General features: G+C 63.4%; 13 protein-coding genes and 1 pseudogene. 5 read left to right on the top strand and 9 right to left on the bottom strand.

Annotation, left to right across the window (positions count from 1 at the left end):
- Window positions 1–109 precede the first annotated feature (109 nt).
- Window positions 110–769, bottom strand: a complete 660-nt coding sequence (locus AC30NL_RS19925) for a response regulator transcription factor (protein ID WP_489465724.1) — start codon at window positions 767–769, stop codon at window positions 110–112.
- Complete coding sequence (locus AC30NL_RS19920; protein ID WP_489465723.1) at window positions 766–2,883, bottom strand: ATP-binding protein; 2,118 nt, start codon at window positions 2,881–2,883, stop codon at window positions 766–768. The genes AC30NL_RS19925 and AC30NL_RS19920 overlap by 4 nt, the downstream gene beginning before the upstream one ends.
- Before the next feature lie 279 nt (window positions 2,884–3,162).
- On the opposite strand from AC30NL_RS19920, the pseudogene AC30NL_RS19915 reads away from it, so the two are divergent.
- From AC30NL_RS19915 to AC30NL_RS19905, 3 genes and pseudogenes are all read left to right on the top strand, one after another.
- A pseudogene (locus AC30NL_RS19915) lies at window positions 3,163–5,460 on the top strand (NADP-dependent malic enzyme).
- A gap of 423 nt (window positions 5,461–5,883) precedes the next feature.
- A complete protein-coding gene (locus AC30NL_RS19910; RefSeq protein ID WP_489465726.1) occupies window positions 5,884–6,174 on the top strand; it encodes a guanyl-specific ribonuclease in 291 nt (96 codons plus the stop codon).
- 46 nt (window positions 6,175–6,220) lie between these two features.
- A complete protein-coding gene (locus AC30NL_RS19905; RefSeq protein WP_489465722.1) occupies window positions 6,221–6,616 on the top strand; it encodes a barstar family protein in 396 nt (131 codons plus the stop codon).
- Window positions 6,617–6,846: 230 nt separating this feature from the next.
- Here the strand turns inward: AC30NL_RS19905 and rsmA are convergent, their stop codons facing one another.
- The 3 genes from rsmA to AC30NL_RS19890 are packed head-to-tail and all read right to left on the bottom strand — an operon-like array spanning window position 6,847 to window position 11,426.
- Window positions 6,847–7,602 (bottom strand): 16S rRNA (adenine(1518)-N(6)/adenine(1519)-N(6))-dimethyltransferase RsmA, encoded by a 756-nt coding sequence (gene rsmA, locus AC30NL_RS19900; RefSeq protein ID WP_489465721.1) that lies wholly within the window; start codon window positions 7,600–7,602, stop codon window positions 6,847–6,849.
- Between the two features lie 58 nt (window positions 7,603–7,660).
- On the bottom strand, window positions 7,661–9,037 hold the full coding sequence (locus tag AC30NL_RS19895) for a peptidylprolyl isomerase (RefSeq protein ID WP_489465720.1): 1,377 nt from the start codon (window positions 9,035–9,037) through the stop codon (window positions 7,661–7,663).
- On the bottom strand, window positions 9,030–11,426 hold the full coding sequence (locus AC30NL_RS19890) for an LPS-assembly protein LptD (RefSeq protein WP_489465719.1): 2,397 nt from the start codon (window positions 11,424–11,426) through the stop codon (window positions 9,030–9,032). The genes AC30NL_RS19895 and AC30NL_RS19890 overlap by 8 nt, the downstream gene beginning before the upstream one ends.
- Before the next feature lie 228 nt (window positions 11,427–11,654).
- On the opposite strand from AC30NL_RS19890, the gene AC30NL_RS19885 reads away from it, so the two are divergent.
- Window positions 11,655–12,725 (top strand): aminoglycoside phosphotransferase family protein, encoded by a 1,071-nt coding sequence (locus AC30NL_RS19885; RefSeq protein ID WP_489465718.1) that lies wholly within the window; start codon window positions 11,655–11,657, stop codon window positions 12,723–12,725.
- Window positions 12,726–12,836: 111 nt separating this feature from the next.
- Here AC30NL_RS19885 and AC30NL_RS19880 read toward each other — a convergent pair whose 3' ends face one another.
- Window positions 12,837–13,829, bottom strand: coding sequence for a LysR family transcriptional regulator (locus AC30NL_RS19880; RefSeq protein ID WP_489465717.1), 993 nt, complete (start codon window positions 13,827–13,829; stop codon window positions 12,837–12,839).
- 157 nt (window positions 13,830–13,986) lie between these two features.
- Here AC30NL_RS19880 and AC30NL_RS19875 point away from each other — a divergent pair, with 157 nt between their 5' ends.
- Window positions 13,987–15,621 (top strand): NAD(P)/FAD-dependent oxidoreductase, encoded by a 1,635-nt coding sequence (locus AC30NL_RS19875; protein ID WP_489465716.1) that lies wholly within the window; start codon window positions 13,987–13,989, stop codon window positions 15,619–15,621.
- 83 nt (window positions 15,622–15,704) lie between these two features.
- Here the strand turns inward: AC30NL_RS19875 and AC30NL_RS19870 are convergent, their stop codons facing one another.
- The 3 genes from AC30NL_RS19870 to AC30NL_RS19860 form a co-directional block, all read right to left on the bottom strand.
- Window positions 15,705–16,184, bottom strand: a complete 480-nt coding sequence (locus AC30NL_RS19870) for a hypothetical protein (RefSeq protein WP_489465715.1) — start codon at window positions 16,182–16,184, stop codon at window positions 15,705–15,707.
- Between the two features lie 185 nt (window positions 16,185–16,369).
- Entirely contained in the window at window positions 16,370–17,842 is a 1,473-nt protein-coding gene (locus AC30NL_RS19865) for a M20 family metallopeptidase (RefSeq protein WP_489465714.1), read from the bottom strand.
- 150 nt (window positions 17,843–17,992) lie between these two features.
- Window positions 17,993–19,363: an efflux transporter outer membrane subunit gene (locus tag AC30NL_RS19860; protein WP_489465725.1), complete on the bottom strand. Its 1,371-nt coding sequence runs from the start codon at window positions 19,361–19,363 to the stop codon at window positions 17,993–17,995.
- Window positions 19,364–19,480: the final 117 nt, after the last annotated feature.

Here is a 19,480-nt window from a genome sequence, read left to right as displayed (position 1 = left end):
TGCTCGTCGTTGCAAATGCTCGCCATAGCCAAGCTATGGCTGCGCTTTGCGCCTAGATCAGGCGCCTTTTGACGTGCTGCTCGGACACGTTCGAAAAACTCTCAGCCTCTCACTCGTTGCGCGAGCGCAAGGCGTTGGCCAACTCGATGGCTGAGCGGACCTCCATCTTCTCGAACACCCGGGCGCGGTGCACCTCGACCGTTCGAACGCTGATGTCGAGTTCGTCGGCGATCAGCTTGTTGGGGCGACCTTCGACCACCAGGCGCATCACATCGCGTTCGCGGTCCGTCAGTTCGGAAAGCCGCTTGGCCACTGTGTCCGCCTGGCGTCGCAGCAGGATGGCCGCGCTGCTCTTGTCCAGAGCTTGTTCGATGCGATCGACCAGCGCGTTGTCGGCAAAAGGCTTTTCCACGAAGTCGAAGGCGCCGCGCTTCACGGCGGCCACGGCAGTGGGAACGTCGCCGTGGCCGGTGAGGAAGATGACGGGAAGTGCATCCAGAAGCTTGCGCTCGGTCAGCCGCTCGAAGAGCACCAGGCCACTGGTCCCGGGCATGCGCACGTCCAGCAGCAGGCAGCTCGGTGACGTTGGCCAGCCCGGCTGGCGGCCCGCCAGCATTGCTTCGAAGCCCTCGGCACTGGCAAATCCTTCGGACAGCAATCGCCGTGAGCGAAGCAGCCACGCCAACGCGTCGCGTACGACGTCCTCGTCGTCCACGAGGTAGACGGTCGGTAGGCCAAGGCCCAGGCGGGGATCGGTCTTCAGGGTCATTGTGTGCCAGTCGAGGCGGCGTCGGCCGCGGGGCGACGCCCGCTCGATGCATCCTTGCGATCAGCGGTGTCGGCCGGAAGCGTAAACCGGAATTCAGTCATTACACCAGCCCCGACACCCGACTCCGACCCCACGGTCATGAAATCCAGAGCGCCGCCGTGCTGTTCAATCACTGTGCGGCACAGGCACAGGCCCAGGCCCATGCCCTCGCTGCGGGTGGTGAAGAAGGGGGTGAAGAGGCGCTGCGCCACATCGGGCGGCACCCCCGGGCCATGGTCGAAGACGCTGAAGGTGACCCAGCGCGGATGGCCTTGCTGCACGCGGATGAGCAATTCGCACTGCGACGTTGGCGTGTGCGACTCCATCGCCTGGATGCCGTTGCGCGTCAGGTTGAGCAGCACCTGCTCGACCATGGTCCGGTCGCAGAGCACGCGCGGCGGCGGGCGAGGCACATCAATGGCCACGCGCGTGCCGCTTTTGCGGGCCTGCAGGCGCACGAGCGGCAGTACGGCATCGATCAGCAGATCGCTCCTGATGGCTTCGTGGCTTCGATCGCGGCGCCGCACGAAGTTGTGCACGCTCTTGATGACACGGCCCGCCCGCTCGGCCTGCTCGGCGATGCGCTCGGCCGCCTGCTTGAGCATGGCCGCGGTTTCCATGTCCTGCACGTCCGATTGCATGAGGTTGAGCGACCCGGCGGCGTAGCTGGCAATCGCAGCCAGGGGTTGGTTCAGCTCGTGGCTCAGCAGCGAGGCCATCTCTCCCACCGTCGCGAGCCGCGCCGTGGCTTGCAGCCGCTCCTGCTGTTGGCGTGAAAGCTCTTCGATGCGGCGCTGGTCGCTCACGTCGAGCACTGCACTCATCCAGCCCGTGTGGCGGCCCGATCCGTCGACCAGCGGCGCTTCGAAGATCAGCGCAGCGAAGCGCTCGCCGTTCTTGCGCCTGAAAGTCGTCTCGTAGCCCTCGCGCGCCGTCTGCCGAGCCCGCTCGCCGGGGTGATTGCCGCTGAGCCGGAGGGTCTGACGCTGGCTGTATTCGTCGACCAGATCCGGCGGCCAGTAGGGCGGCGTGGTCTTGCCGATCATTTCGTCGGCCGTGAAGCCAACCATCTTGCAGAACGCCGGATTGACATAGCTCACCCGACCCTGAAGATCACGGGCACGCAGGCCGGTGACGAGCGAGTCTTCCATCGCCTTTCTGAAAGCCAGGGATTCGGCCAGAGCCCGTTCGGCGCTCGCGCGCTTTCGGACGTCGCGCACGAGCAGCAGTACCACGGCACCGAGCGCGAGGGACAGGCCGAGGACCAGGGCGACGGCCAAATTGGGGATCAGTCGCGGGCTGCCGACGGCGCTGTCGAGCCGCAACTGCAAGGTGATGCCCGGCAGGTCCACAAGACGTTCCGACACGTAGATGCCGGCACCGCGCATCAATCCCGCACGAGCCAGGCGCGTGCCATCGCTTTCTACGAAGGACAGTTCATGGGTGCGCAGGGCGTCGGAGGCCACCGCTTCTGACAGCACTCCGCCGAGCGTGAACGTCGCCGCCATGAAGCCGCTCAACCGCCCGGCGTGCTGCACCGGCAGGCACACGTCCATGACCTCAAGCCCGAGGCCGCCCGGCAGGGGCACGAAGTAGCTGCGCGAGTAGGTCGGCCCCGCTTGGCGCTGGGCGGTCTGGCAGGCGACCTCGGTGTCGAGGTCGATGTCCTCGCGACTAATGCGCGTGAAGATCGGACCCTGGTAGGGAGACTCTACGGAGTCGACGATGTTTTGCTGCTTGTCGCGCATCTCAATGCGCACCAGTTCGCGATGGGCGTGCAGCAGCACTGCGGAGTCGCTGCGCCACTGCGCGACGCTCGGATCGTTCCACAAGAGTGCCTGCAGGCTTTGCAGATCGCGCGATAGCGCCTGCTTTACGTCCGCGGTCACGCCAGATGCGGTGGCGTCGACCTGCTCCTGGGCGCGCGCGCTTTCGTAGTTGAGGGTGAGCCACACCAGCATCGACTGCGCGACAACCAGCAGGCCCATCAGCGCGCCCCACAGCAATGCCCGCCGCGTGCGCGTGCGAGGGTGCGGAATGTCGGGCACCGCAGGGGCGGCGGTCAGTGGGCTCATGGTCGGGCTTGGGGCTTGCAGTATTGCGGAGGCGGGCCCCGGTCGGCGTACGCAGTTTCGCGCATGGCCCGGCAGCCGGGCCGCATCACACTTGCGGCAGCTTGTGGATGCCGGTGCGGTCTGGGCTTGTGCCTACTGACCGTCGGCAGATGATGCACATGGTCACGACGTGTTTGCGCGTGCCGGCTTCTACAATGCCCAGAGCTTCGCGGCAATCGGTCGGGAAACACGGCCCGACACTGATACGAGCCGCAACAACAAACCACGCGAGACCAGGCCATGTCCGACAAAGAGCAAAAACGCGCCGAGTTGCGACGCGCCGCCCTCGAATATCACGAGTTCCCCACGCCCGGCAAGATCGCCATCGCGGCCACCAAACAGATGGTGAACCAGCGCGATCTGGCGCTTGCCTATTCGCCAGGCGTGGCGGCGGCTTGCGAAGAGATTGTGGCCGATCCGGCCAACGCTTTTAGATATACCTCGCGCGGCAACCTGGTCGCGGTCATCACCAATGGCACGGCGGTGCTGGGCCTTGGCGACATCGGGCCTCTCGCGGCGAAGCCGGTGATGGAAGGCAAGGGGGTGCTCTTCAAGAAGTTCGCGGGCATCGACGTCTTCGACCTCGAGTTGCAGGAGAAGAACCTTGACAAGCTGGTCGACATCATTGCGGCGCTCGAACCGACTTTCGGCGGCGTGAACCTGGAAGACATCAAGGCTCCGGATTGTTTCTACGTTGAGCGCCGCCTGCGAGAACGCATGAAGATTCCGGTCTTCCACGACGATCAGCACGGCACGGCCATCGTCGTCGGCGCAGCGTTCTTGAACGCGTTGAGAGTCAGCGGCAAGGACATTCGAAAGGTCAAGCTCGTGACCTCGGGCGCTGGCGCGGCGGCGCTGGCCTGCGTGGGCCTGCTCGTGAAGCTGGGCGTGCCGCGCGAAAACATCTGGCTCACCGACCTCGCGGGCGTGGTCTACGAGGGCCGACTCGAGTTGATGGATGAAGACAAGGCAGTCTTCGCGCAGAAGACGACGCATCGCACCTTGGCGGAAGTGATCGTCGGCGCCGATGTGTTCCTCGGTCTGTCTGCGGCGGGGGTGCTGAAGAAGGACATGGTCGCCAAGATGGCCGACCGCCCGATCATCTTCGCATTGGCGAATCCAACGCCCGAGATCCTTCCGGAAGAGGTCTTGGAAGTTCGCGCCGACGCGTTGATCGCCACGGGGCGGACGGACTATCCAAATCAAGTCAACAACGTCCTGTGCTTCCCGTACATCTTCCGCGGCGCGCTCGACTCGGGAGCCACGACCATCACGGACGAAATGGAGATTGCCGCGGTGCACGCCATCGCTGATCTCGCGCAGGCCGAGCAAAGCGAAGTGGTCGCCGCCGCCTATGCGGGTGCGACGCTGAGCTTCGGCCCCGAATACCTCATTCCAAAGCCTTTCGATCCGCGGCTCATGATGAAGATCGCCCCGGCCGTGGCCAAGGCGGCGGCCGAGTCGGGTGTGGCCGAACGGCCGATTTCCGATCTCGACGCGTACCGCGAGAAACTGCAGACCTTCGTCTATGCGTCGGGCACGACGATGAAGCCGATCTTCCAACTCGCCAAGCGCGCCGAGAGGAAGCGGGTGGCCTATGCCGAAGGCGAAGAAGAACGCGTGCTGCGTGCGGTGCAGGTGGTGGTCGACGAAAATCTTGCCCGCCCGACACTGATCGGAAGACCAGACGTCATCGCACAGCGCTGCGAAAAGTTCGGGCTGCGACTCGAAGCGGGTCGGGACTATGACCTCGTCAACACCGAGAACGATCACCGATATCGCCAGTACTGGCAAACCTATCACGAGATGACCGCGCGCAAAGGCGTGACGGCGCAGCTTGCAAAGATCGAAATGCGCCGTCGTCTCACGCTGATCGGCGCGATGCTATTGCAAAGTGGTGAAGTCGATGGAATGTTGTGCGGCACCTGGGGAAACACGGGGCTGCACCTTCACTACATCGACCAGGTGATCGGCCTGCGTGAAGGCGTGAAGACCTACGCCTGCATGAACGGACTGATTCTTCCAGGCCGGCAGGTGATGCTTGTCGACACCCACGTCAACTACGACCCGACGGCCGAGCAGCTGGCCGAAATCACTGTCATGGCGGCGGAAGAAATGATGCGCTTTGGCCTGCGTCCGAAAGCGGCACTGCTTTCGCACAGCAATTTCGGATCGAGCAATCAGCCGTCGGCCGTCAAGATGCGCGACGCGCTTCGTATCTTGCAGCGTGATGCGTCCTGGTTGGAGGTCGATGGCGAAATGCACGGCGACACTGCGCTCGACGCCGCCTACCGACACTAATTGATGCCCAAGAGCACCTTGTCCGGGGAGGCCAACCTGTTGGTGCTGCCGAACATCGATGCAGCCAACATCTCGTACAACCTGCTGAAAACGGCGGCCGGCGGGGGGATCGCTGTCGGCCCCGTGCTGCTCGGTGCTGCCATGCCGGTGCACATCCTCACGCCTTCGGCGACGGTCCGCCGAATCGTCAACATGACCGCCTTGACGGTGGCGGATGCCAACGCGGCACGTCAATAAGGAGTAAGGGGGCATCTTGGCAGAATGCAAGCATGGCCCTTGTCGCGCTGCAAGGGCTAAGGCCAATAGCCGGCAAAGAGCACGGGGATTGTGACAATTGCGTTACTCGCATAGTGCGCACGGCAGAAACGAGAATGATTTTCTGAAAATTCGCCATGAATGCAGGTGTTGCTGGTATGTGTGCATACACTTGCAAATCGAGTGTGCTGCCCTAATTTGAGGCACCCGCTTGAGATTTTCGGTCTGATTCGATACCATCGCTGTTTCAGGTTTCAGGGAAAACCCGTGTCTCTCCCCAGTCAGGCGCAGGCGTGGCAAACCCTTCGCCGGGTTGGATTTGCGATTTCCTTAGCTGGTGCCGTTTTCGGCTCCGGCGCCCTCATTCCTTCACAGGCGTGGGCGAAGGGGCGCGCAACCCAGGACATGGGCAGCGTGGCGATTGCCGAGCTGCCAAAAGAGGTACAGGCCACCGATCGCTTGATACGCGCCGGAGGCCCCTTCCCCTACCCGAAAGACGGCATCGTGTTCGGCAATCGCGAACGAGTGCTCCCTGCCAAGCCGCGTGGCTTTTACCGGGAGTACACGGTCAAGACGCCGGGCGAACGGACCCGAGGAGCGCGTCGCATCGTGTGCGGCGGGCGCGAGGCAACCCGACCCGAGGCATGTTTTTACACCGGCGATCACTACGCGAGCTTTGTCCTCATCGCGTATTGATCGAAGGTCATGGCAGTTTCATTGGTGACTTGAGGAGGAACGCGACATGCTTTTGCAGACCGTCCGTCCGAACATTGTTCAATCGATCCGCGCATACCGCGTGGAGGACCTGCAGCAGGCGGCACAAGACGTCGGCCAGCATTTCCTCTATGCGAATCTGACTGCGGCCCAGTCCAAGCAGGAAGTTCTCGACAGCATTGCCGAGTCGTTCCTGTTCCCGGTGCATTTCGGCAAGAATCTCGATGCACTCTATGACTGCATGACTGATCTTGTGCACAAGTCGGGTCAACAACCCGGCTTCGTGGTGGTTCTCGAGCAATTGCCCGACAACCCGAGGTTCGACCGCGAAGCGCGAGAGCAATTGTTGGACGTCTTCCGTGACGCTGCCGATTTCTGGGCGGAACGAAAAATACCCTTCAGGTGTTTCTATTCTTTTCAGTAGCCCGCTCCCAAGAACAAGGGTCATGGGAGCGGGCGACAGAAGTGGCCCCAAGCATCACAGACAAGCCCGCCAAGGCGGCTTCGAAGAGTGCAACGACATCGAGCTTCGGCATGAACATGCCGCTCATGAGCAGCGCATTCGACACGGCAATGTGGCTTAACGCGGCGTAAGCCAACGAGCCGCGTTCGACAAAAACAAAAAGGCGACCTTCGGGCCGCCTTTTTGTTGGGTCAAACGGATTTGACCAAATGGAGATATTCGCTGACGGGAACCTCCTCGGCCCGGCGCTGCAGATCGAACTGACCGCCGAACGATCGCTGTTCCAGCCACCGACCAAGGGTATGTCTCAGAATCTTTCTCCTTTGCGAGAACGCGACCGTCACCATCTCGCTCAGAAGCGCCGAATCGACGTCTGGAGGCTCGGGATAGGGTTGCATGCGGACCACGGCCGAATCGACGCGTGGCGGAGGGTCGAAGGCCTCCGGCGGCACGTCCAGCACGTTCTCGATGTCGTATCGCCATTGCAGCATCACGGACAGTCGACCGTACTCCTTGCCGCCAGGCGATGCAGCCATGCGGTCCACGACTTCCTTTTGAAGCATGAAGTGCTGGTCAACCACTTGGTCGACTGATCCCAGCAAGTGAAACAGGATGGGCGTGGAGATGTTGTAGGGCAGGTTGCCCACCACGCGTACTTTGCGCCCGGCTCGGGCCGCCAAGGCCGCAAAATCAACCCGCAGCACATCCGACTCCACCACGTGCAATTCGGTCCGTTTGCGTAGATTTGCGGCGAGATCGCGATCAAGCTCGATCACCGTCAGCTTGCCGCTTCGGGCAATGAGCGGGTCGGTCATCGCGCCCAAGCCGGGGCCGATCTCGACCAACGCTTCGCCTGGCTTCGGGTCGATCGCATCGACGATGCCGTCGATGATCATGCTGTCGGTCAAAAAATGCTGGCCGAAGCGCTTGCGTGGAATGTGCCTCACGCGCGTCCTGACTCCCACGATTCAGCGGTTGCCGCGGGAGCGGTGGCCCAGCGTCCGGTCATACCGGCGGCTCGCGCATCTCGATGTAGGCGCGCGCACGCAGGTCGCGCAGCCAGTCGAGGTAGGCCTGATCGAATTTCTGCTCGCGTAAGACGTTGCGAGCCTGCTCACGCTGCTGCTTGGGCTCGAGCGTGGTCTGACGGCGGTCGATGACCTGGATCAGGTGGACGCCGAAGCGTGATATGAGTGGCTCTGAAATGCCTCCGATGGACAGCGCGTTCATCGCCTCCTCGAACTCCGGCACAAACTGGCCGGGCGATGCCCAGCCCAGGTCGCCGCCTTGCGGCGCGCTGCCGTCTTCGGAGTTGTCGCGCGCGAGCTGCTCGAAACTCTTCGCGTGCGAGGCAATCTGGCGCTTGAACTCGGCCAGACGCTTGATCGCTGCATCCTGTCCCAATTGCGGTGACGGGCGCAGCAGGATGTGCCGCGCATGCGTCTGCGTGATAGAGAAGCCGCCGGCCTCTCGGCGCTCGATCAGCTTGAGCGCATGGAAGCCCGCTGACGTGCGCAGGTAACTCGGCGCGATCTCCCCAGGCTTCAGGGGGCGCACATGGTCTACGAACACATCGGGAAGCCGATTGGATGGTCGCAGCCCGATCACACCGCCCTGCCCCTTGTTAGCGTCTTCCGACACCTCCCTGGCAACGGCCTCGAATGGCTCGCCCGCCTTGACTCGCTCCAGCGCGGCGTCGAGCTTGGCGCGGCGCTCGGCCACCAGGGCATCGCTTGCACCCTCCGGCACGCTGACCAGGATCTGTGCGATGTTGTATTCAGTCGCCGAACCGGCCTGCGCACGCTGCTTGTCGAGCACGGCGTCGATTTCGGCATCAGTCACGCGGATTCGAGCCTGCACCTCGCGTTCGCGAATCCGCTCGATCATGATCTGGTCGCGGATGTTGTTGCGAAAGCGGCTGAAGTCCATGCCCTCGGCGGCGAGGCGCTGCCTAAGCTGCGCCATCGTGACCTGGTTCTGTGCCGCCACATTCGCCACGGCCCGGTCGAGCTCAGCCTCGTCCACGCGCTGGCCGTTGTCGCGCGCATGCGTGACCTGCACACGCTCGTCGATGAGCGCATCCAGCATCTGCTTGCGAAGTTCGGCTGGCGGCGGCAGCTTGGAGTTGCTGCGTGTCGCCTGGTCCTTGATGCGGGTGATGCGCTGCTCGAGTTCGCCGTTGGTCACCAGCTCCTGGTTGACGATGGCGAGGATGTAGTCGGCCGTCTTCGGCGCGGATCGCGCCTTGTCCGTCTGGGAGAAGGCTGGCCCTGCGCCCACCAGGAACGCGGCCGCCAAGGCACCCGCCCCGAGCCTGCGTGCCAACGCCAGGAAGGAAACGGTGCGCCCAAAGGCGGCTGCATTGGATTTGAATTCAGTCATACAAAGAGGTTGTCGCAGGAGCGGAGGTGCCGTCGCGCAGCAGGCGGTAGCCTGGGATATTGTCCTTCAAGGACTGCAAAGGGTTTGAGCCAAGTCGTGACAAGCCGACCAGTTCCAGTTGCACGAACAAGCGCGTGGTTGACTCGCTGCGGCCTGTGGACAGTTGTTCGGCCCCGATGCGTCCGATCCAGCAGCCGGCGTCATATTCGAAACCCACGATCGAATCGGTAACTCGGCGGTCGAGGGTGCTGTAGTTCACTCTGCCAACCGCATACATGGTGCCCTTGCAGCTCTGGCCGCCAGTGGTGCGCAGTTCCTTCTGTGCAGCATGCATGTCCGAGACACCCGACGGCACAGGACCATAGAGCGGCCACTGCCAGCCGAGTTCAATCTGCTCGCTCAGGCCGCGGGCCAGTCGGTAAGTGGCGTTCAGGGTGCGGTATGGTCCCGGCGAGTACCTCGCTCCGATGATCGAGCGTATGGCGCGCCGCGTGTCGGGGTTGTATTGCACGGAGGCGTCCAGCGACCACTGCGGCACGATGTTGCTGGAACCCAGCAGCAGGATGTCCGAGAAACGGCGTGTGAGGGGCGGCCCTTCCGACGCAGTCGGCGCACCCGTGGTCGTGGTCGGTGTGTCCGCCGGCGTGATGAGCTGATCACGGAACAGAAAGCGTTGCACGATGCCCAGGCGCACGCGTTCGGCGCCGGTGACTGGATCGAGCAGCCGCGTCGTGAGACCCGCCATGACCTGGTGGGCATCCGACACACGGTCGACGCCGGAAAAGGCGTTTTCGGTATAGATCGACTCGAAGTTGAAATCCTTGCCCGCCGAATCGAAATTCGGCAGCGCGCTTTGGTCGCGGTATGGCGTGTTGACGTAAAAAAGGCGCGGCTCCAGCGTCTGCCGTACATCTCGGCCAAACCATGTGGCCTCTCGTTCGAACACCCAGGCGCTATCGATGCTGAAGGTCGGGATCACGCGCGACGCTGAACTGAGGCCATTGCTCAAGGGCTGATCGAGCGAATACGACGCGGCGTTCAACGACAGCTTGGGCGTGATCGACCAACCTGGCGTCACCCAGGGGCGACTGATGCTGGCCAGCGTGTGGACCCGAATGCCGGTGGGCCTTGGCAGGTCGGCCGCGAGCGTGCCCACCGGGTTCGCGAATCGGTTGATCTCGCCCTCGAACCCGAGCTCGAGACCGCCACCCATCCGTTGCACGGTGCGCGCGCCGATTTGCGGAAGGCGCTCGTAGGGCGCTGCGGTGATGGGGTTCTCGGCGTTTTGCAGCACCTGCCAGCGCATCACGCGGGTGTAGGCTGTCCAGTCGCCGATGGGCTTGCTCGCCTGCAAATCCGACAGCAGAAGACGCGGAGTCAGGCTCGTCGTGAAGTGCGGGAAGTCTTTCCAATAGTCGTCGTCCGACACCCGCAAGACGCGGATGGAAAGGTTGGTGTTGCTGACCAGCGATGCGTCATGCGTCCAGTTGAAGGAGTGGCGCGATGTGCCGGTGAGCCCGTCGTTCGGCATCGCATCGATGTTGGCGCTGCCGCTGTAGTGCGGCTCGAGGTAGCGGAACTCGGTGCCAAGAGAAAGTCCGCGCTTCGTGCTGATGCCTGGTGTAATGGTCGCGTCGTGGTTTGGCGCGATGTTCCAGTAGTAGGGCACCGAGATCTGAAAGCCGCTTTTGTTGTCTGGGTAGAAGTTCGGCGGCAGCCAGCCCGACTTGCGCGCGTCCGTCAGCGGAAAGCTCAATACCGGCGCGCCCAAGATAGGCACTCCCATGAAGCGAAGTACCGCGCCCTCCGCGATGCCTTCGTTCGCTTCGAAGTCCATCTTGACCTTCGATGTGGTCAAGATCCACGCCGGATCGCCGCTGCCGTCGGACGGGCAGCTGGAGTAGGTCGCGCCGGTCGCCACGGCGCGCTGGTCGTCGATGAAATCGATGCGCTGCGCCGAGCCTCCCGCGCCCGTGCGGCTGAAAAAGTACGTTGGCTGCAGGAAGAACCCCTCGAAGCGCTGCACACGCAGCTGGAGTTCTGGGCCGGAATAAATGTTGCCGTCGCGGCTGATGCGCACGTTGCCGCGGGCGGTCGCGAGATCTTCAGGATGGTCGTAACTCAACCGATCGGCGCGAATCACCATGCCTCCACGGCGGAATTCGGCCTCGCCCTCGGCCACGGTCTCCACATCGGGCCGACCGCGCAGTTCGTGCGCCTGGACGATGATCGGTAGCTGCTTGGCTGCATCGCCCCTCGGCGGTGCGGACAGCATTGGCGAAAGTTGCAGCCCGATGCCTTCGCTGCTGGTGACGCCCTGGGCCAAGGCTCCACCCGTTGCCATCATGGCCAAGGCGGCGCCCACCGGCGCGAGTCGGGCAGGCGGCATGCAGGACAAAGATAGAGAGCGACGCAGCAAAAGCGGAAGGGGAGTACGGGGGATTCTGGATGCCCGGCCCTGGTCGACGACGCCATTCGTTCGAATGGGCAGAAAGTTGACAGGCGTGTCGGGACTGTTTTGGACCGATTTGTAGAATCGATTATCCATGAGGTACCGCGAAGGCGCGGTACACGACCCTCGACAGCGAACGCCCTTGCGGATCTGATAGCGACCTTCATGACAAACAACGCAACCCACGACCCCGCGCATTCTGTTCACTGGGCAGACGATGCGCGTCGCCAACTCTTCGACAATTGGCTGGGCCGCATCGCGTCGCGCCATGGTTTACGCGGGCAGACGCTGCGTCCTGCCTCCAGCGATGCGAGTTTCAGGCGCTATCTGCGCATCGAGGGGACAGGCAGCACGTTCATCATCATGGACGCGCCCCCCGTTCACGAGGACGTGCGACCCTTCGTCCAAGTGGCCGAGCTGATCCTTGCCGCCGGCCTGCATGCCCCGCGCATCGTCGAGCGGGACCTGGAGCATGGGTTCCTGCTGTTGACCGACTTGGGCAATCGGCTGTACCTCGGCGAGTTGCAGGCCGCGGTGAAGGCGGGCGACTCGACGACCATCGCGCAACTGATTCGCGATGCGACCTCGGCACTCATCACTTGGCAGCAACTCGTCGATGCGCGTGGCCTGCCGCCTTACGACGAGGCCTTGTTGCGCCGTGAGATGCAGCTATTCCCCGACTGGTGCGTGGCCCGCGAATTCGGCCATGGCTGGACGGACGCGCAGCAAGCGCAGTGGCAGGCCGTGACCGACCTGCTTGTGAAGAGCGCACTGTCCCAGGCGACCGTCGCCGTGCACCGGGACTACATGCCGCGCAACCTCATGGTCTGCGATGCGAACCCGGGCATCCTCGACTTCCAGGACGCCGTTCGCGGCCCCATCAGCTACGACGTGGCATCGATGCTGCGCGACGCCTTCATCAGTTGGGAAGAAGAACAGGAGATCGACTGGGCCGTGCGCTACTGGCAGCAGGCCAGGAAGGTAGGCCTGCCTGTGCCGGACGACTTCGGCGATTTCTGGCGGCAACTCGAATGGATGGGCCTGCAGCGCCACCTCAAAGTGCTGGGCATTTTCTGCCGCCTGAAGCATCGTGATGCGAAGCCCAGGTACAGCGAAGACCTGCCGCGATTTTTCCGCTACGCGCACCGCGTGGCGACGCGCTACAACGGCCTCGGGCCGCTCGCGCGATTGATGGAACCCTTGATGGGCGAGACGCGGACCGACGCCTTCTACTGAAGAGGCTGAGAATGCTCAGCCGCTTAGCCGCTTAGCCGCTTAGCCGCTTAGCCGCTTAGCCGCTTAGCCGCTTAGCCGCTTAGCCGCTCAGCCGCTCAGCCGCTCAGCCGCTCAGGCCGCCGCGACGGACATCGGGCAAGTCTTCCGCCCCATGCGCAGAGTTTCGCACCCGGCGGCGGTGAGCCACGGGTCCTTCTCTTCGCCGCCGAAGACCTGCACGAGAAAGTCCACGAAGGCCCGCGTGCGTGCTGGTACGTGCTTTCGCCTGGGCATCGCTGCGTAGAGCGATACCGTGAAGAGGTGCCACGCGGGCAGCACGCGTTCGAGCGCATGCTCCATCAGCGCGTCTTCCGCCACAAATGATGGGAGGCCCGCGATTCCGAGCCCATGCAGTGCGGCGGCGTACAAGGTGTCGGTGTGCACGGTGCCGAGCAGCGGCCGATGCGGTGTCAGCGTGAAGGATTCGACCCCGGCATCGTCGTCGTCGAAGGCACCTTGCACAAAGGTAATTTCGCGCAAGAAAGTCGGCAGCATCGCCTCGTGAAAGGCGAGATCGCTCGGATGCGCGGGGCGGCCCTTCTTGTCGAGGTATTCGGGCGACGCGCAGGCGATGACCTCGGAATTCGCGAGGCGCCGCGCCACGAAGTCGCCGTCGAGCGGACGACGTCCCATGCTGATGATGGTCACGTCGAAGTTCTCGTCGACGGTTTCGACTGGCCCTGGTGCAGACAACTCGATCGTGATCTTCGGGTACCGCGCGTGGAACTTGGGCAGGTGCTTTGCAAGCTGGTGCGTCGCGAACGCCGGCGGGGCGAGAAGTCGCAGGTGACCGCGGGGCTCAGAACTCGCGGTACTGGCCAGGGCTTCCGCCTCTTCCACCTCGGTGAGGATGAGCCGGGTGCGTTCGAGATAGGCCTCGCCGATGTCCGTGAGTGCCAGACGTCGCGTTGTTCGATTGATGAGGCGCGCGCCCAGGTGTTCTTCCAGGTCGGCGACGAGCCGTGTGACGACGGCGGGAGAAAGGTTCATTTCGCGCGCGGCGGCGGCAAAGCTACCCGAATCGATCACCCGGCAGAAAACTCGCATGGAATGGAGTCGGTCCATGGTCACCCCTTCATTCTTTCGATTTTAGAAATGGCTAATCGAAGTCTAGGCCATTTATTGATCTCTTCTAATGCATCCGGTTCAGCCCAATGGGAGGCCCCGCGCAATTTGCCTTCCGCGAGCATCGGACAATGCAGCCTTCGATCCCCACCGACCCATGCTGCGAATCACCGAACTTCGACTGCCGCTGAATCACGCCGACGATGCGCTGCGCCCTGCCATCGTCAAGCGCCTTGGCATAGCCGACGCTGACCTGAAGGGCTTCAAGGTCTACAAGCGCAGCCACGACGCGCGCAAGAAGCACGCGATGCTGTTCATCTACACGGTGGACTGTGAACTGCGCGATGAGTCCGCGGTGCTGGCGAGATTCGAGGGCGATCGGCACATCGTCGGATCGCCCGACACGAGCTACCGTTTCGTCGATCACGCCCCGGCCGATTTTTATGCTGCAGGCCGACCGCGACCCCTGGTCGTCGGATTCGGACCCTGTGGCATCTTCGCCGCGCTGATCCTTGCTCAGATGGGTCTCAAGCCCATCGTGCTCGAACGCGGCAAGGAAGTACGCGAACGCACCAAGGACACCTGGGGCCTGTGGCGCAAGCGGGTGCTCGAGCCGGAATCGAACGTTCAATTCGGCGAAGGAGGGGCTGGCACGTTTTCGGACGGCAAGCTGTACAGCCAGATCAGCGACCCGCGCTTTCTCACGCGCAAGGTGTTGACCGAGTTCGTGAAGGCAGGGGCCCCGGAAGAAATCCTGTTCGTCAACAAGCCGCACATCGGCACCTTTCGCCTCGTGAGCATGGTCGAAAAGATGCGCGCGGATATCAAAGCGCTGGGCGGCGAGATTCGCTTCCAGCAACGCGTGACAGACGTACTCATCGAAGACGGCGCGATCCGTGGCGTGACGCTCGCGTCGGGCGAAGAACTGCGTGCCGATCATCTCGTGCTCGCTCTCGGCCACAGTGCCCGCGACACCTTCGCAATGCTGCATGAGCGCGGTGTGTACATGGAGGCCAAGCCCTTCTCCGTGGGCTTTCGCATCGAGCATCCGCAGTCCATCATCGACCGTGCGCGCTTCGGCCCGAACGCCGGCAACCCGCTCCTGGGCGCAGCCGACTACAAGCTCGTGCACCACGCGAAGAACGGCCGATCGGTCTACAGCTTCTGCATGTGCCCGGGCGGCACGGTGGTGGCGGCCACGTCGGAGCCGAATCGCGTCGTCACCAATGGCATGAGCCAGTACTCGCGAAACGAACGCAACGCGAATGCGGGCATCGTCGTCGGCATCACGCCGCAGGACTACGTGATCGATCGCGAGTCCACGGGGCCGGTTTGTCCACTCGACGGCATTGCCTTCCAGCGCATCTGGGAGTCGCGTGCCTTCGAACTCGGCGGATGCACTTACGACGCTCCGGGGCAGTTGGTGGGCGACTTCATCAAGGCACAGGCATCGAACGAATTCGGCATCGTGATGCCGTCGTACAAGCCGGGTGTGCACCTCACCGATCTCGCGACGAGCCTGCCTTCATATGCAATCGAAGCGATTCGCGAAGCGCTGCCGGCGTTCGACAAGCAGATCAAGGGCTTCGCGATGAACGATGCCGTGCTGACGGGTGTCGAGACCCGGACCTCGTCGCCGCTGCGCATCACGCGCGGCAAGAATTGCCAAAGCTTGAACGTGCGGGGTCTTTATCCAGCCGGCGAAGGTGCGGGCTATGCGGGCGGCATCATGTCCGCAGGCGTCGATGGCATCGAAGTGGCCGAGGCGCTCGCGCGCTCGATGCTGCAATAGGCGGCGTCGATGTGATGTTGTTGCACAGCCCGCCTTGCAGAGACGGGGCAAATGAGCGGTATGTCAGTGAGACGCGAAAGTGATCAGGGGCGCGTGTACCAGAGATCCTGGATCGCCACCGCCTTCAAGCGGCCGAGGTCTTTGGCGTCGAGGTAGGCATTGACCCGCTCGAGAATGTCGCTCGAGAGCCGCTCAATGCCCGTGGCGCCGAGGAGATCGCTGGTATTGCGCTCGCCGACGCTCACCTCTAGGACTTGCCCGACTTCGCGCAGATGACGCTCGATGGCCGACTTGTTGCGCGAGGTGCCGGCGTCCAGCGACACCCGAACTTTCACAAGCGTGCCGTCGCGTGTGTTGGCGCGTACCTCGGCGGGATTGACCCACTCCGGCAAAGGCCGATTGTCCTCTGGCACGGCGCGCGGGATGTCGAACCAGGAACCGCCGAATATGACGGCAGCAGGTACGCCGACCAGCGTGCAAATGAACATCAGAGACGCGACGTTGCGTCGGGTGTTACCTCGGGAGGCATCGGCGGCAGGCGCAGGACGGAGAGGCGGAGGCATTGCGTGGGGACGTTCGAGCTGAGCTTGAATTGAAGCTCAAGTCGTGCCGTCATGAATTGCTGAATACGCTGTCAGGAAGACCGTTGATCGAACGATGGACGAGAATCGGCCGCGTTGCTTCGCCTCACGATGGCTGGGATGGGAGAGACGAAAACCGCGGGCTCTTTCAGATCAAAGTTTTGAGATCACGGGCAAGCTGCCATGACCTGTGCCACTGCCGCCGTCAACCGCTTCCCATACGGCACGTGCAAGAACTCGTTCGGCCCATGCGCATTGCTCTTCGGGCCGAGCACGCCGCAGACCATCATCTGCGCCTTGGGGAAGCCCTGCTGAAGCATGCTCATGAGCGGGATCGTGCCGCCCTGTCCGATGAATCCGCAAGGTGCGCCGTAATGCGCCTGCGACGCGGCATGCAGCGCGTCTTCGAGCCACGGCGTGATCGTTGGTGCATTCCAGCCTGTCGCGCCTTGCGCGCCAGCGCGGCCATCTGCATGGAAGGTCACCTTCGCGTTGTAGGGCGCGTTGTCCTCCAGCAGCGTCTTCAGCTTCGCAGCGGCCTCGTTGCCGTCGATCAGCGGCGGCAGGCGAAGCGAGAGCTTGAACGCGGTGTAGGGCCGCAACACGTTGCCGGCATTCTTCAATTCCGGGAATCCATCGACGCCCGTGACGCTCAAGGTCGGCTTCCAGGTGCGGTTGATCAGCGCCTGCAGCGGGTCGGTGGTCGTCGGGAGGGCCGGCGTGCCCTCAGCGCCGCAAGCCCAGGGGAAACGCTTCCAGACTTCGTCGCCAAGGATCTTCGCCGTCGCACGAGCCTGCTCGATGCGATCGGCCGGAATCTCGCAGTGGAAGCTCTGCGGAAGCAAGTTGCCCGTCTTCGAATCTTCCAGTCGGTCCAGCAACTGGCGCAGGATGCGGAAGCTCGACGGCACCAGACCGCTCGCGTCGCCGGAGTGGATGCCCTCGGTGAGGATCTCGACCTTGAGCGTGCCCGTCACGTTGCCGCGCAGGCTGGTCGTGAGCCACAACTGATCGTAGTTGCCGGCGCCGCTGTCCAGGCAGACGACGAGTCCGACATTGCCCAGGCGTGGGCGCAGCAGGTCGATGTAAGCCGGCAGGTCGAAGGAGCCGCTCTCTTCGCATGCCTCGACAATTCCCACGCAGCGCGGACGCGGAATACCCTGCTTGTCGAGCGCCATGATGGCGGTGAGCGAGGCATAAATCGCATAACCGTCATCCGCGCCGCCGCGGCCATAGAGCAGGCCGTTCTCGTACTTCGGCGTCCAGGGGCCGAGGTCGCTGCGCCAGCCGTTGAACTCGGGCTGCTTGTCGAGGTGGCCATACAGGCAGATGGTGTCGGTACTGCCCGGCTTGGTCGAAGGCACGTCGAAGAAGATGACGGGCGTGCGGCCTTCGAGGCGGATCACTTCGAGCTTGAGTCCCGCGACCTTCTTGCTCTCGACCCATGTGGCGGCGTCACGTACCACGCGCTCGATGAACCCGTTCTTCTGCCAGTCGGCATCGAACATCGGGCTCTTGGCGGGGATGGCAATGTAGTTGGTGAGGGCCGGGACGATCTCGTCGTCCCAGGTGCGCTCGGCGAATGCGCCGATGGCGGTGGCTTCATCGGGTTGAAGCGGCAGCGTGTCGCGTGCATTCATGACGGGGTGCTCCTTTTTGGGGAAGCGACGAGTTTAGGACTGCAGCAAATGCGCGGCGGAAAGAAACCTTTGTAGGGGTGAGATCCGGCTAATCAGTGAGCAATGCGCAATTTCCTCGCTGACCCCGGTGCCGTCGGACAAGGGCCACCTCTATTTGCCCTCTCTCCATCCGCCCCCCAACACTTTGTAGAGACCGACCAGACTCTGCACTTGCAAAGCCTGCGTCTGCACCAGTGCCTGCTGCGCCGCGAAAAGGGCGCGCTGGGCATCGAGCACGTCGAGATAGCTGGCCGCACCATTGTGGTAGCGCAAGTCGGCCAGACGGAAGCGTACCTCCTCTGCATGTGTCTGCGCGGTCTGTGCGCGCAGTTGCTCGCCGAGCGTTGCACGGCCGGCAAGGGCGTCCGAGACCTCGCGGAAGGCGGTCTGGATGGCGCGTTCGTATTGCGCCACCGCGATGTCGCGCTCGACCTTGGCTGCGTCGAGGTTCGCGCGGTTGCGGCCCGCGTCGAAGATCGGCACCAGCAGTTGGGAGGCGAGCGTCCACGCGAACGATCCGCTCTTGAAGAGGCCGTTGAGTTCGGAACTCGCTGTGCCGACGCTTCCCGTCAGCGTGATCTTCGGGAAGAAGGCGGCACGCGCCGAGCCGATGTTGGCGTCGGCGGCGATGAGTTGTTGCTCCGCTGCGCGGATGTCCGGTCGCCGCGCCAGCACCTCCGATGGCACGCCTGCAGGCAGGTCGGCCACGACACCTTGATCGGTCAGCGGCAACCCGGCAGGCAGATCAGACGGAACCGATTGCCCGAGCAACAAGGCCAAGAGGTTCTCGTCCACTGCACGTTGCCGCGTCTGTTGAGCGAGCGCCACGCGTGCGCCTTCAAACAAGGACTCGGCTTGGCGGAAGTCAAGCTCCGATGCTGCGCCGTTGTCGAACTTCAGCTTTGTGAGTTTGAGTGACTCTTCTCGCGTGACCAGCGTCTGCCGCGTCACATTGAGGAGTTGATCGTCGGCCAGCAGCCCCAGGTAGGTCGTGGCCACCGCCGACACGAGACCGATCTGCGCTGTCTTGCGCGCTTCATCGGTGGCGAGGTATTGCGCCAGCGCCACGTTGCTCAGGCTGCGCACGCGCCCGAAAAAGTCGAGCTCATAGCCGGTGACGGCGAAGCCTGCGGTGTACTGGCTCGTGATGCCGCCGACGTTTTGGTTCGTGTTCGGCTGGCGCGAGCCGGTCACGCCCACGCCGACGGTCGGCCATTCATCGGCGCGACGCACCTGGTACAGCGCGCGTGCCCGCTCGATGTTGAGCGCGGCGATGCGCAGGTCGCGGTTGTTCGCAAGCGCAACGGCTATGAGTCGCTTGAGGCGTTCGTCGCCGAAGAAGTTCTGCCAGTCCAACTCGCTTGCGACGGGTCCCGCGGCCGGGGTGTCGTCTGAAGCAAAGCGTCCTGGCACCGGTGCGGCCGGCCGCTCGTACTTTGGGGCGAGCGGCATGCAGCCCGACAGCGCCGCCGCAGCGGCGATGACGACAAGAACACGCTTAGGACATGGCCCGGAATAATTTCCCGTTTTGGGGGGCGCAGGGCGGGCGCGCTGCGGCGTTGCTCCTCGCTTGTGTGGCTCGCCACACGGCGCTCGGAG

The organism is Rhizobacter sp. (assembly GCA_021153565.1).
Lineage (GTDB): Bacteria > Pseudomonadota > Gammaproteobacteria > Burkholderiales > Burkholderiaceae_C > Albitalea.
Note: the sequence above shows the minus strand (reverse complement) of the source record. Positions and strands in the feature narration are given on the sequence as shown.